The sequence below is a fragment of the Streptomyces sp. NBC_00647 genome, from assembly GCF_045207245.1.
Taxonomy (GTDB): domain Bacteria; phylum Actinomycetota; class Actinomycetes; order Streptomycetales; family Streptomycetaceae; genus Streptomyces.
Window position 1 is genome coordinate 8,684,090 of the sequence record NZ_CP109040.1, and the last position, 13,148, is coordinate 8,697,237.

Annotated in this window: 9 protein-coding genes; 6 read left to right on the forward strand and 3 right to left on the reverse strand. The window is 70.6% G+C overall.

Going from position 1 to position 13,148, the window contains the following annotated elements:
• Positions 1-57: 57 nt before the first annotated feature.
• The 3 genes from adhE to ppdK all read right to left on the reverse strand — a co-directional run bounded on the left by adhE (position 58) and on the right by ppdK (position 6,277).
• Complete coding sequence (gene adhE, locus OG788_RS38055; protein ID WP_406375524.1) at positions 58-2,745, reverse strand: bifunctional acetaldehyde-CoA/alcohol dehydrogenase; 2,688 nt, start codon at positions 2,743-2,745, stop codon at positions 58-60.
• Positions 2,746-2,857: 112 nt separating this feature from the next.
• Positions 2,858-3,565, reverse strand: a complete 708-nt coding sequence (locus OG788_RS38060; protein WP_406375525.1) for a CBS domain-containing protein — start codon at positions 3,563-3,565, stop codon at positions 2,858-2,860.
• Between the two features lie 27 nt (positions 3,566-3,592).
• Positions 3,593-6,277 carry a pyruvate, phosphate dikinase gene (gene ppdK, locus OG788_RS38065; protein ID WP_406375526.1) on the reverse strand — a complete coding sequence of 895 codons (2,685 nt, stop codon included), beginning with the start codon at positions 6,275-6,277 and terminating at the stop codon, positions 3,593-3,595.
• 318 nt (positions 6,278-6,595) lie between these two features.
• On the opposite strand from ppdK, the gene OG788_RS38070 reads away from it, so the two are divergent.
• The 6 genes from OG788_RS38070 to OG788_RS38095 all read left to right on the forward strand — a co-directional run bounded on the left by OG788_RS38070 (position 6,596) and on the right by OG788_RS38095 (position 13,094).
• Positions 6,596-8,320, forward strand: coding sequence for a GAF domain-containing protein (locus OG788_RS38070; protein ID WP_406375527.1), 1,725 nt, complete (start codon positions 6,596-6,598; stop codon positions 8,318-8,320).
• 655 nt (positions 8,321-8,975) lie between these two features.
• A complete protein-coding gene (locus OG788_RS38075; RefSeq protein ID WP_406375528.1) occupies positions 8,976-9,173 on the forward strand; it encodes a hypothetical protein in 198 nt (65 codons plus the stop codon).
• Between the two features lie 296 nt (positions 9,174-9,469).
• On the forward strand, positions 9,470-10,384 hold the full coding sequence (locus tag OG788_RS38080) for a universal stress protein (protein ID WP_406375529.1): 915 nt from the start codon (positions 9,470-9,472) through the stop codon (positions 10,382-10,384).
• Between the two features lie 138 nt (positions 10,385-10,522).
• Positions 10,523-10,735 carry an Hsp20/alpha crystallin family protein gene (locus OG788_RS38085; protein WP_406375530.1) on the forward strand — a complete coding sequence of 71 codons (213 nt, stop codon included), beginning with the start codon at positions 10,523-10,525 and terminating at the stop codon, positions 10,733-10,735.
• A gap of 280 nt (positions 10,736-11,015) precedes the next feature.
• Positions 11,016-11,891 carry a universal stress protein gene (locus tag OG788_RS38090; RefSeq protein ID WP_406375531.1) on the forward strand — a complete coding sequence of 292 codons (876 nt, stop codon included), beginning with the start codon at positions 11,016-11,018 and terminating at the stop codon, positions 11,889-11,891.
• 300 nt (positions 11,892-12,191) lie between these two features.
• On the forward strand, positions 12,192-13,094 hold the full coding sequence (locus tag OG788_RS38095) for a universal stress protein (protein ID WP_406375532.1): 903 nt from the start codon (positions 12,192-12,194) through the stop codon (positions 13,092-13,094).
• The last annotated feature ends 54 nt before the right edge of the window (positions 13,095-13,148 follow it).

A 13,148-nucleotide genomic window follows, 5' to 3' on the forward strand; every position in this document is an offset into this window, starting at 1 on the left:
CTCCTGAGAGGGGCGGGGCGAAGGGCAAGGGGAGGGGACGGGCCCGGTCAGCGCGTCTCAGTTCGCCGGAATGGTGCCGCCGGTCTCCACGCCATGGCCGTAATAGGCCGCACGCATCAGCTCCGCCATGTCGTCGAGCATCGGCATCCGGGGGTTGGCGGGCGCGCACTGGTCCTCGTAGGCGTTGAGGGCCTGCTGGGGCAGGGCGTCGAGGAAGGCGTGCTCGTCGACGCCGAGAGCCTGGAAGGTCGGTTCGATGCCCACCGCGTCGCGGAGCCGTTCCACTGCCGAGGCGAGTGCTTCGACGCCCTCGGCGGGGGTGGCGGCGGGCAGACCGAGGGTGCGGGCGATGTCCTGGAAGCGTTCGGGGGCGCGGTAGCTCTCGTACTTGGGCCAGCCGGTGAGCTTCGTGGGAATGGTCCCGTTGTAGCGGATGACGTGCGGCAGCAGTACGGCGTTGGTGCGGCCGTGCGCGACGTGGAAGGTGGCGCCGAGCGTGTGGGACATCGCGTGGACGATGCCGAGGAAGGCGTTGCCGAACGCCATGCCGGCGATGGTCCCGGCGTTGTGCATCTTCTCCTGGGCCTGAGGCCGGGCCGCGCGGTCGTTCACCGCCGCCTCGATGTTGTCGAAGACCATCCGGATCGCGTGCAGGGCGAGGCCGTCGGTGAAGTCGTTGGCGTAGACGGAGACATAGGCCTCGATGGCGTGGGTGAGGGCGTCGAAACCGCTGTCGGCGGCCAGCGCCCGGGGCAGCGCGGTGGTGAGGAGCGGGTCGATGATGGCCACGCTGGGGGTGAGCGCGTAGTCGGCCAGCGGGTACTTCTTGCCGGTGGCGGGGTCGGAGATGACGGCGAACGGGGTCACTTCGGCACCGGTGCCGGAGGTGGTGGGGATGCACACCAGGCGGGCGAGTTTGCCGAGCACGGGGAACCGGAAGGCGCGCTTGCGGATGTCGGAGAACTTGTGCCGCATGTCGGCGAAGTCGACGTCCTTGCCCTCGGCCTGCTGTTCGTACAGCAGCCACATCACCTTGGCGGCGTCCATGGGGGAGCCGCCGCCGAGGGCGATGATGGTGTCCGGGCGGAAGTCGCCCATGAGGCGGGCGCCGCGCCGGACGGAGTCGATGCTCGGCTCGGGTTCGACGTTGTCGATGACCTGGATGGTGACCGGCTCGCGGCGTCGCCGCAGTACGCGTTCGACCCGGTCGACGAGGCCGAGACGGGTCATGGTCGCGTCGGTGACGACGGTGACGCGGTGGACGTCCGGCATGGAGGCGAGGTAGCGGATGGCCCCCGGCTCGAAGTAGATCTTCGGCGGGACCTTGAACCACTGCAGGTTGTTGCGGCGCACCGAGACGCGCTTGACGTTCAGCAACTGGGCGGCGGAGACGTTGTTGGACACCGACGTACTGCCCCAGGAACCGCAGCCGAGTGTCAGCGACGGCAGCAGGCTGTTGTAGATGCCGCCGATGGCACCTTGCGAGGACGGGGCGTTGACGATGATCCGCACGGTCTTCATGCGCCTTCCGTACGACTCCGCCAGCGCGAGGTCCTGGGTGTGGATGACGGCGCTGTGGCCCTGGCCGTGGAACGCGACCATGTCGGCCGCCAGGTCGAAACCCTGCTGCTCGGAGCCGGCGCGCAGGACGGCGAGGACCGGGCAGAGCTTCTCGCGGGTGAGCGGCTCGTCCGGGCCGACCCGGGCCGCCTCGACCAGGATGAGAGAGGTGTCGGCGGGCACGGTGAAGCCCGCCTGCTCGGCGATCCACACCGGACTCCGCCCGACGGCCGCGGAATTCACCTTGGGCTCGCAGCCCGCGCCCGCGGCACCGACGGGGAACAGGAAGGCCTCCAGCTTCGCCTTCTCCTCGGCGTTGGCCACGTGGGCGTGCAGGACGCGGAATTCGGCGAGTACCGCGTCGTAGATCTCCTCGTCCAGGACGACGGCCTGTTCGGAGGCGCAGATCATGCCGTTGTCGAAGGACTTGGACAGCACCAGGTCGTTGACGGCCCGGCGCAGATCCGCGCTCCGGTGGACGTAGGCGGGGACATTGCCGGCGCCCACGCCGAGAGCGGGCTTGCCGGCCGAATAGGCGGCTTTGACCATGGCGTTGCCGCCGGTGGCGAGGATCAGCGAGACACCCGGGTGCCGCATCAGGGCGCCGGTCGCCTCCACGGACGGGATCTCGATCCACTGCACGCAGTGCTCCGGCGCACCCGCCGCGACCGCCGCGTCGCGCACGATGCGGGCCGCCTCGGCGCTGCAGCGCTGGGCGGAGGGATGAAAGGCGAACACGATCGGGTTGCGGGTCTTCAGCGCGATGAGCGCCTTGAAGACGGTGGTCGAGGTCGGGTTGGTGACGGGGGTGATCGCACATACGACACCGACCGGTTCGGCCACCTCGGTCATGTCGTCGATGTCGTCGCGGGCGATGACGCCGACGGTCTTCATCGGGCCCATGCTGTGCGTGACGTACTCACAGGCGAACATGTTCTTGGCCGCCTTGTCCTCGAAGACGCCACGTCCGGTCTCCTCCACCGCGAGCCGTGCGAGCTTCGTGTGCTGGTCCAGTGCTGCTACCGAGGCCTTCTTCACGATGTGGTCGACCTGTTCCTGATCGAGCGTCTCGTAGTCGGCAAGTGCCTTGAGCCCGTTCGTCACCAGGCGGTCCACCGCTATGGCGATGTCGGACGGCGCGGCGGCGGGGGCGGTGGTGGCGCTGCGGTCGTCGTGGCGGGTCATGGCGGCGAGCCTCCGTCGTTGAAAGGGCGGCACCGCACGGTCGGCGGCGCGGGGAGGGAGCGGCACCGCGGGGGATGGTGGCCGGCACCGCTCACATCAGCAGCGTCTCTCGTCAGCAGTGCTCCGCCCCAGGCCCCTTTGGTCCCTTCGCGGGGCCGACCGGCCCCGAAGGGATGCGGACGGTCAGCCCGTTGACGACGCCCACCACACCGTCCACCCGATACGTCCCCCGGATCACGAGCGGAAGGTCTCCGCTGCGTTCCAGGGTTCCTTCCAGCGTGGTCATGCCGTCGCGGACCGAGACCGCCACGCCATGGTCCGGCCGGCCGAGGACGTGGGCCAGCACCTCGTCACGGACCTCTCGGCGGATCTCGTCGTCCGTGCGCAGGAAGACCCGCAGCAGATCGCGCCGGGTGGCGATGCCGATCAGCCGGTCCTCCTCGTCCACGACCGGCAGGCGTTCGACACCATGACGCTCCATCACGCGCGCGGCGTCCGCGATCCGCTGCTCCGGATGCACGGTGATCGCGGGCGTCGACATCAGTTCCCCCGCCGTCGTGGCGTGAGCGACGGCGGCGGCGCGCCGGGCGGACCGGCGCAGCGAGGGGAACGGTCGCGCCCGGGCGTTCGCGGACCGGGCCGCCTGGCGGCGGATCAGATCGGTCCGGGAGATCACTCCGACGACCTTGTCGTCGTCGTCCACGACGGGCAGCCCGCTGATCCGGTGCCGGTCCAGCAGTCGTACGAGATCCTTGAAGGACATCTCCCGGCGTGCCTCGACGACGTCGTGGGTCATCACTTCACCGACGTTGCGGGCCATGCCGACCACCTTCTCCGCGTCTCCCGGTCACCTCCTGTCACTCGTTCCCGACTCCGGGAGCGCGGCCCGTCCCGCTTCCAGTCGCGCGACCGGGACGCGGAACGGCGAGCAGGAGACGTAGTCCAGGCCGGTCGCGTGGAAGAAGTGAACGGAGTCGGGGTCCCCGCCGTGCTCGCCGCAGACGCCGATCTTCAGGTCGGGGCGCGCGGCGCGGCCCTCGTCGACGGCGATCCGCACCAGCCGGCCGACACCGTCGCGGTCGAGGGTCTCGAAGGGGGAGGTGGCGAAGATGCCCTTGTCGAGATAGGCGGAGAAGAAGGCCGCCTCGACGTCGTCGCGGGAGAAGCCCCAGGTGGTCTGGGTGAGGTCGTTGGTGCCGAAGGAGAAGAACTCCGCCGCTTCGGCGATCCGGCCGGCGGTGAGTGCGGCCCGGGGCAGCTCGATCATCGTGCCGACCGGGCAGTGCACGGGGACGCCCGACTCCTGGGAGACCTCGGCCAGGACGCGTTCCACCTCGGCCCGCTCGATGCGCAGTTCCTCGACGGCGCCGACCAGCGGGACCATGATCTCCGCCCGAGGGGAGCCCCCGGCCCTGGTCCGTTCCACGACCGCCTCGGCGATCGCCCGCACCTGCATGGCGACCAGTCCCGGGACGACCAGCCCCAGACGGACACCGCGCAGGCCCAGCATCGGGTTCTCCTCGTGCATACGGTTGACCGCGTCGAGGAGTTCGGTGTCGTGCGGGGCGGGCACGGTGCCCCGGGCCGCGGTGGTGGCGATGCGCACGGCGAGGTCGGTGCGGTCGGGCAGGAACTCGTGCAGGGGCGGGTCGATGAGCCGGATGGTGACCGGCAGGCCGTCCATCGCCTTCAGAATGCCGATGAAGTCCTGCCGCTGGAGCGGCAGCAAGGCGCCCAGCGCCTTCTCGCGCTCGTTCTCCTCGCGCGCCAGGATCATCGCCTCGACCAGCTTGCGACGCTCGCCGAGGAACATGTGCTCGGTGCGGCACAGCCCGACACCCTGTGCACCGAACCGGCGAGCGCGGGCGGCGTCCTCCGGGGTGTCGGCGTTCGCCCGCACCTCCAGCCGCCGGAGGCCGTCGGCCCGTTCCATGGCGCGGGCCACGGCCTCGACCAGTCCGTCGGACCGTTCGCCCGTCTCGAAGTAGCGCATCACCACGGAATCGACGAGAGGGGCTGCACCCAGGTACACGGCGCCCTCGGAGCCGTCGACGGATACGACCGTGCCTTCTTCGACGACGGTGTCGCCCACGGTGAAGCGACGTGCCCCGGAGTCGACGGTGAGTTCCTCGGCACCGCACACGCACACCGTGCCCATGCCACGGGCGACCACGGCCGCGTGGCTGGTCTTGCCACCGCGGCTGGTCAGCACCGCCTGTGCGGCGATCATGCCCGGCAGGTCGTCGGGGGTGGTCTCCTGACGTACGAGGACGACCTTCTCGCCCGCGGCGGCCCGGCGGACCGCTTCGGCCGAGTCGAACACCGCCGCGCCCACGGCCGCACCCGGCGAAGCCGGCAGTCCGTGCGCAAGCGCCTCGCCGACGGCGGAGGTGTCGAACCGGGGGAACATCAGCCGGGCCAGACCGTCCCCGCCGACCCGGTCCAGGCCTTCGTCAGGGGTGATCAGCTTCTCGTCGACCAGTTCGGCCGCGATGGCGAACGCGGCCTCGGCGGTGCGCTTGCCCACCCGGGTCTGCAGCATCCACAGCCGGCCCCGCTCGATGGTGAACTCGATGTCGCACAGATCCCGGTAGTGAGTCTCCAACGTTCGCATGTGATCGCGCAGTCGGCCGTAGGAGACCGGGTCCAGCTCCTCGAGAGCCGCCAGGGAAACGGTGTTGCGGATGCCGGCGACGACATCCTCGCCCTGCGCGTTCGCCAGGTAGTCGCCGTACAGGCCCGGCTGTCCCGTGGCCGGGTCGCGGGTGAAGGCGACGCCGCTGCCGGAGTCGGACCCGAGATTGCCGAAGACCATGATCTGCACATTGACCGCGGTGCCCAGGCTGTCCGGGATGTGCTCGCGGTGGCGGTACACCCGGGCGCGCTCGCCCTTCCACGACTCGAAGACGGCGAGCACCGCGCGGCGCAGCTGCTCGGCAGGTGACTGCGGGAAGTCCTCGCCGGTCTCCTCGCGGATCAGGTCCTTGAACGTCCTGACGAGCTCGGCCAGGTCCGCCGCGTTCAGCCCCAGGTCGTTCGTCGCCTCACGCGATCGCTTGAGGGCGGCCATGGCGTCCTCGAACAGCGAGCTGTCGACGCCCATGACCGTGCTGCCGAACATCTGCACCAGGCGGCGGTAGGAGTCCCAGGCGAAGCGTTCGTTCCCGGAGACCTTCACCAACCCGAGCACGGAGTCGTCGTTGAGGCCGATGTCGAGGATCGTCTCCATCATGCCGGGCATCGAGAACCGTGCCCCGGAGCGGACGGACAGCAGCAGTGGATCGTCGGGCCGGCCCAGGCGTCGTCCCGCGGTCTGTTCCAGGGCGGTGAGGTGTTCGGAGATCTCACCGGCCAGGGTGTCCGGCTCGGTGCCGGTGGCAAGGAAGGCCCGGCAGGCCGCGGTGGTCACGGTGAAGCCCGGCGGGACCGGCAGCCCCAGCCGGGTCATCTCGGCCAGGTTCGCTCCCTTGCCACCGAGCAGATCGGCCAGCTCACGGCCGCCCTCTGTGAAGTCGTACACGTAACGGACCATGACACCGGTCTCCTTCGACGGGCTCCGGGCTGGGTATGTCCCCAGCGTCCGACCCGGAGGACCCGAGAGGCAGGTGCTGTCGGTCCCTTCCACTGGGCCGATCGGCCCAGTGGAGGCCCGCTCCTCCCCATGGGTGCGCCCGAAAGCGCTCCGTCGTCGTGCGTAAAGCGGAAGGGACTGCGGCCCAGGTCGGAGGCCCAGAAGGGGTGTACCCGGAACTCGGCTCGATTCGCTACCGCCCCGTACGGCTGACCATTACCGTGAACATGACCGGACCGTTGTGTGGTCGGGCGTTGAGCGGACCTGGAGGAATACAGGGTGGAAAGCCCCGAGGAGGCTCGCGTGCGGCTGCCGCAGTTGCGGCTGGACGAGCTGCTGGAGGAACTGCAGGCGCGGCTGGACGCGGCCCGTGGCACCCGCGACCGGGTGCACAGCCTGCTGGAGGCGGTGCTGTCGGTCGGCCGGGAGCTGGATCTCGAGCAGGCCCTGCACAGCATCGTGGAGGCCGCCGCGGTACTGGTTGACGCGGAGTACGCGGCGCTGGGCGTGATCGGCCCGGACGGCAGGCGCCTGTCCGCGTTTCACACCGTAGGTGTCAGCGAGGAGCAGATCGCCGCCATCGGACCCTATCCGGAGGGCCACGGCATCCTCGGGGAACTGATCAGGCATCCCGAACCGCTCCGGCTGGCGAAGATCTCCGAGCACCCGTCCTCGTACGGCTTCCCGGCGAATCACCCGCCGATGAACACCTTCCTCGGTGTCCCCATCCGGGTGCGGGGCCAGGCTTTCGGCAACCTGTACCTGACCGAGAAGCGGGGTGGTGCCCCGTTCGACGAGGACGACGTCTCGGTCACGCAGACGCTCGCCGTTGCCGCCGGCGTCGCGATCGACAACGCCCGGCTGTACGAGGAGTCCCGGCTGCGCGAACGCTGGCTCCAGGCGAACGCCGAGATCACCCACAGTCTGATGTCCGGCGGCGAGGGCACCGAGGTCCTCGCTCTGATCGCCGAGCGGGCCGGTGAGATCACCGGATCCGCGCTTGCGGCCGTCGCGCTGCCCATGCAGGACACCAGGTCGCTCGCCGTGGAGATCGCCGTCGGGATGGACGCCGAGGCGCACCGGGGCCTCGTCCTGGCCATGGACAAGAGCCTGATGGGGCTGGCGTTCTCCCGCTCTGGCCCGGTCACCAGCGTCGACGTCACCGATGATGAACGCATCTCCCCGCAGCCTCCGCGATTCGGCGGACTCGGTCCCGCCGTGGCCGTGCCCATCGGCGCGGGCGACTCGGGTCCACGAGGCGTGGTCCTCTTGGCACGAAAGTCTGGTCAGCCGGAGTTCTCGACGACGGAGACCGAGACCCTGCAGGCCTTCGCCGGGCAGGCCGCCATCGCGATGGAGCTGGCGGAACGCCGACAGGACGCCGAGCAGGTCGCGGTACTCAAGGACCGCGACCGCATCGCACGCGACCTGCACGATCTCGCTATCCAGCGACTGTTCGCCACCGGCATGACGCTCCAGAGTGCGAGCCGTCTCATCGGGCATGAGGAGGCCGCCGAGCGCGTGGGGCGCGCGGTGGACGATCTGGACGAGACCATCAAGATCATCAGGTCCACGATTTTCGGCCTGCGTACCCGCGAGGGCCCGGGGGAGGTCGGCCTGCGGGCCCGTGCCGTACGGGTGGCCGGAGAGGCCGCGCAGGTCCTCGGCTTCGCCCCCGGCCTCCGTATGGAGGGCCTGCTGGACACCGACGTGCCGAAGGAGATCGCGGACCATGTCGTGGCGGTGCTCTCCGAGGCCCTGACCAACATCGCCCGCCATGCCCACGCGGACCGCGCCGACGTGCTCCTGGCCACGGACGGGCGGGAGGTACGGCTGTCGGTCACGGACAACGGCGTGGGCATCCCCGCAGACGGCCGCCGCAGCGGGCTGCGCAACATGACGGAGCGCGCCGAGCAGTTGGGCGGGCGGCTGGAGCTGGGAGAGCCGGAGGGCGGAGGCACCAGGCTGGTGTGGCGCGTGCCGGCGCAGAGGCTGCAGGCCTGAGGTACACGGCACCCAGAAACGGAAAGAGCTGACCAAGTCCCGTACGGAAGTCGGGAGTGGCCCCGCGGAGTGGCGTGGCTTGATGTGGCGGGAAGAGCGCCACCCGCTTCTCGCGGATCCTGATTGCGCGGTGCGCGGCCCCTACGACCGCTTCTCCGCGCCTCTCTCGGGTCCTTCCCGCCGGTTCCAGCAGACCACCGGGACGGTAGGGACACCAGGGCCGAACGGCCCCGATCCCAGGGCGACCGGCGACCGGACATCAAGGAGCCGACCCACGGCAACCGGAGGGACGACGACGAGACGGGGCGTATCCACTTCGCCGACGCTGTGATCCGCACGCTTCGCCGCGCACGAGCCCCGCTCCGGGGAGCCACGTGCTCGTCCGCTGAGGGTGCCGGCCTGCGATCTCTCGGTGGCGCTCGTCGGAGGAGAGGGCTTCCTGGGGGATCAAGGCTTCGACCGAGCCTCGCCCGCGACGGATGGCCGGTTCGTGCGACCGCCCCGACCCGGCTCCCGGCGGGCTCAAGGCCCGCGCGGCCCCGCTCGTAAGGTCCGATCCGGACCCATGTACGGCCCCATCGGCTCATGTGCCGGGAACCGTGGGCGAGTTGGCTGAAGGCAAGGAGGACGACGCCAACCAGGGAGGGCGAGGACAGTGGGTACCAGTCTCACACCGGAGTTCTGGGAACGGTTCGCGGTGCTGCTCGTGTTGGCCGTGGGTCTGATCGGTGTCCTCACGGCGGCCTTGGACGGTCTCGCCGTCCGGCTGCTGAGGCGTCCGCCGCTCAAAGGGCTGCCGAAGGCGCCCCACCGGCCGGTTCGGAGGGACCGCCACACGTCGGTGCACTGCTGACGGGCAGTGCGGCAAGCGCTGTGCTGGGCCGGGGACTTGGTCCTCGGCCCATGCCGCTGGGGCGGCACCCGTGTCGAGGTCGTCGCTCCGCCCGGTCGGAGGCTCGTTCCCTCCGCCGGTCTGTCGGCAGGTTCATCTCCCCGAGCCCGGCTCGCTGCGGCACCACATTCCCGAACTGACATGACGTCAATCTCCAAGTCCTGGGACCGATCGGATCCCGACCGGGACCTTTGGCCCCTCCTGGGGGAGGTGCGTGGCTTGGAGACTGACGGTGCATCCCCGAAGGAGGTTCGTCCATGCTTGCCATCACCGTCGGCCTCGACGGCTCGCCCGAAAGCCTCGCCGCCGCGGACTGGGCCGCCCGCGAAGCAGTGCAACGAGAGGCACCCCTGCGTCTCCTGCATGCCGTGGCCTCACCGGGCTCGTCGTACACCCCCTTCCCGGGGATTCCGGCGCCGGACGCGATCGCAGCGCAGCGCGACTGGGCTGCCCACTTGCTGCGCGAGACGGAATCCCGGCTCAGGGAGGGCCACACGGGTCTGCGGATCACCACCCAGCAGGCCGAGGAACAGGCTGTTCCGGCTCTGCTGGCAGGAGCGGAGGACACCGAACTGCTGGTTCTCGGGTCCCGGGGCCTGGGCGCCGTGGCCGGGTTCCTGGTCGGTTCCGTCGCCCACGCCGTGGTGGCGCGTTCCGAGCGGCCCGTCGTTCTCGTACGGGCCGGTGAGCACGCCACCGACGAGCATCTGCCCGACGTCACGGGCGCCGCAGCGAGCAACACTCCGTATCGTGACGTGGTGCTGGGGCTGGACCTGGAGGAACCGGGCGACGCCGTCCTTGCGTTCGCGTTCGAGACAGCCGCAGGCCGTGCGGCCGGCCTGCGGGTCGTTCACGGCTGGAACCCGGCTGCCGTCTACGGCCACGCCGCTGCCCAGGATTCGGAACTCGACGCAGAACTGGCCGAGGAGAAACGGCTTGGACTGCGCGACCTCCTGCGCCCGTGGAGGGACAAGTTCCCCGGGGTGGAGGTGCGGGCACAGACCGTCATCGGCAGCGCGGGTCGTCACCTCGTGCACGCGTCGCGGGACGCGTCGCTGGTCGTCGTCGGGCGCAAGGAGCGCCACGCGTCGGTCGGCGGTCGGATCGGCCCGGTGGCACACGCGGTGCTGCAGCACGCCTCCGCGCCGGTAGCGGTGGTGCCGCACGACTGACAGTGAAGCGGCCCGTCCGCGGCGCCGGCACGCCGGCGTGTGCGGGGGAGGACCACTGAAGGACGGTTCCTACGTCCTGCGCGCCGAACTCCCGGTCTCGACCCTGACAAGGACGTCGAGATCACCGTCGACGACAACGTGCTGACCCTACGGGCCGAACGAGGCGAAGAGACGAAGGAGAAGCGCCGTACGGAGTTCCGCTACGGCTCCTTCGCCCGTTCCGTTCGTCTGCCGGCCGGAGCCAAGGGCGAGGAGGCGACAGCGGACTACAAGGACGGAGTTCTGACCATCACGGTCCCGGCCCCGGAGGAGAAGACGGGGACCAGGACCATCCAGGTGCGGCGCGGCTGAGGGCGGGCACGCCGGGCCGCATCAGGTGTGCGCGGTCGGTGATCCACCGGCCGCGCACACCACTGCACCGCTTGACGGCTCCAGGACACGGCAGCGCAGCTTTCGACGATTCCATCGACTTCTCGTCGGTGGTGCGAAGGAAGACACCGAACAGACTCCCGCGACGAGCGGCGGTATGGGCCGAACGTCCCCGCCGAGGGCCGATCCGCCCCTCGTGCGGCGCGCCGACGGGTGCGACGGTGAAGTGGACCCCTGTGCTGCATGGAAGGCGGTGGGGACGATGACACTTCCCCTGGTCACGGGCATCGACGGTTCCGATGAGAGTCTGACGGCGGTCGACTGGGCGGTGGACGAGGCCGCCCGGCACGGTCTCCCACTGAGACTGGTGCACGCCTCACGCTGGGAGCGGTACGAGCGGGCCGTTCCGTCCCACAGTCTCAGCCGCCCGTCGGAGCGTGTATTCCTCGAGAATCTCGTGGCCACCGCGGCTGAACGTGCCGGGCGCCGCGATCCGGAGGTGAAGGTCACCACCGAAATCGTCCCCGACGACGCGGTGGACGCTCTCCTGCGCGAGGGCGACAACGCGTCCGCGCTCGTGACGGGAGCTCGCGGCCGAGGTGAGTTGAAGAGCCTGCTCCTCGGCTCCGTGGGCTTGGCCGTGGCGGCCCGTGCAAGCTGCCCGGTGATCGTTGTCCGGGGCGACAAGGCGGGCCTGGCCGGCTCCCACGAGAGGATCCTGCTGGGTGCGGGCGAGCCGGTGACCGGTGCCGAGGCCGTGCGCTTCGCCTTCAGCGAGGCCGAGGCACGCGGATGTGCCCTGGACGTCGTACGAGCCTGGCGCCGCCCGGCGCACGAGAGCGCCGACGATCCCGCGCTCGCGGACGAACCGGCACGCGGGCACGACGAGCGGGCCTCCGACCTGCTCGACGCGCTGCTGCGGGACGCCGAGGCAGACCATCCGGATGTCCGGGTGCAGCGCGTCATGGTCGAGGGACCGGCCCACAACGTCCTCGTGCGCCGCTCGGCAGCCGCCGACCTGGTGATCGTCGGGGCCACGCGCAGGCACGGCCACCTCGGGCTTCAGCTCGGCCGGGTGAGTCATACCCTCCTCCACCACGCGGACTGCCCGGTGGCGGTCGTGCCCCACGCGGGGTGAGCGTCGTACATGGCTCCGCGTGGCGTCCGCGCAGGCCGACGTGCTGATGCTCCGTCTCCCTTTCTCGCCGGCCGAACTCTGTATGCCTCCCCGGCCGCTCATCGATCGACATACGGCTGCCGGATCGAGCGGTCTGCGTTCGGCTTGGCGAGACGTGCCGTCTCGTTTTTCCGGACCGGCGTCGTGCCTCACGGACAGGGGCCGGACGGCCCGGGGAGGGGCCCGGCCAGCCTCTGCCCCCGCGTTGCCCGCAGCGTGACGCTGGTATCGCACGACAGACCGAACTCTGGAGGTGCCGACATGCTTTCGTCCGTAGTCGCAGGAGTCGACGGATCCGCCGAGAGTCTGGCCGCCGCCGTATGGGCGGCCCGCGAGGCCGAGCGGCGGGACCGACCGCTGCACCTGGTGCACGCCTGGGACTGGCACCCCCGTCGGCAGGAAGGCGAGATCGTCGGCGCCGCCCAGCGGCATCTGGCCCGGAGTTCGCTGCGTGGGGCGGAGGAACGCGTCCGCGCCGAGTGCCCCGACGTCCGCCTGACCGACGAGCAGACGGAAGGCCCCGCCACCGCCGCCCTGTTGAAGGCGGCGGACCAAGCCGATGTGATGGTCCTGGGCTCACGAGGACTGAGCGGATTCACCGGGTTCCTCGTGGGTTCCGTGGCGCTCGGCGTGGTCGCGAAGGCGACGCGCCCCGTCGTCCTCGTCCGGGCGGACGAACGGGCGGCCGACGAACACGTGCCGACACGCGACGGCGGCTCCTCGACGGATACCGGCTACCGGGACGTCGTGCTGGCCATGGACCTCGACGAGGCCTGTGACGAGGTCATCGAGTTCGCCTTCGAGGCCGCCCGGCTCCGGCACGCACGCCTGCGGGCCGTGCACGCCTGGCACGCCGCCGGCCCGATCGGCCTGGGAGCCGGCGACATCGGCATGGCCGAGGAGTCCTGGCAGGGTGAGGAGTGGCTGGGTTTCCTCAAGGCCGTGCTCCAGGCGTGGCGCGACAAGTACCCCGACGTCGAGGTCCTGGAGACGGTGGTGGACGACAAGCCTTCGACGGCGCTCGTGAGGGCCGCGACCGGAGCGAGTCTCCTCGTCGTCGGCCACCGCCTCGCCGAACGCCCGCTCGGCCCCCGCACCGGACCCGTCACCCATGCCGCGATCCACCACGTCGGCTGCCCCGTCGCCGTCGTACCCCACTACTAGAAGAGCCCCGAGAGCGCGGGCCTGTTCTCGACGGACTCGCCACAGCCCGAACGG

Excerpts from the sequence above, each read along its gene's own strand:
- adhE (WP_406375524.1), bottom strand. The coding sequence starts at position 2,745 with ATGACCCGCCACGACGACCGCAGCGCCACCACCGCCCCCGCCGCCGCG.
- OG788_RS38080 (WP_406375529.1), top strand. The coding sequence starts at position 9,470 with ATGCTTGCCATCACCGTCGGCCTCGACGGCTCGCCCGAAAGCCTCGCC.
- OG788_RS38090 (WP_406375531.1), top strand. The coding sequence starts at position 11,016 with ATGACACTTCCCCTGGTCACGGGCATCGACGGTTCCGATGAGAGTCTG.
- OG788_RS38095 (WP_406375532.1), top strand. The coding sequence starts at position 12,192 with ATGCTTTCGTCCGTAGTCGCAGGAGTCGACGGATCCGCCGAGAGTCTG.
- ppdK (WP_406375526.1), bottom strand. The coding sequence starts at position 6,277 with ATGGTCCGTTACGTGTACGACTTCACAGAGGGCGGCCGTGAGCTGGCC.
- OG788_RS38060 (WP_406375525.1), bottom strand. The coding sequence starts at position 3,565 with ATGGCCCGCAACGTCGGTGAAGTGATGACCCACGACGTCGTCGAGGCA.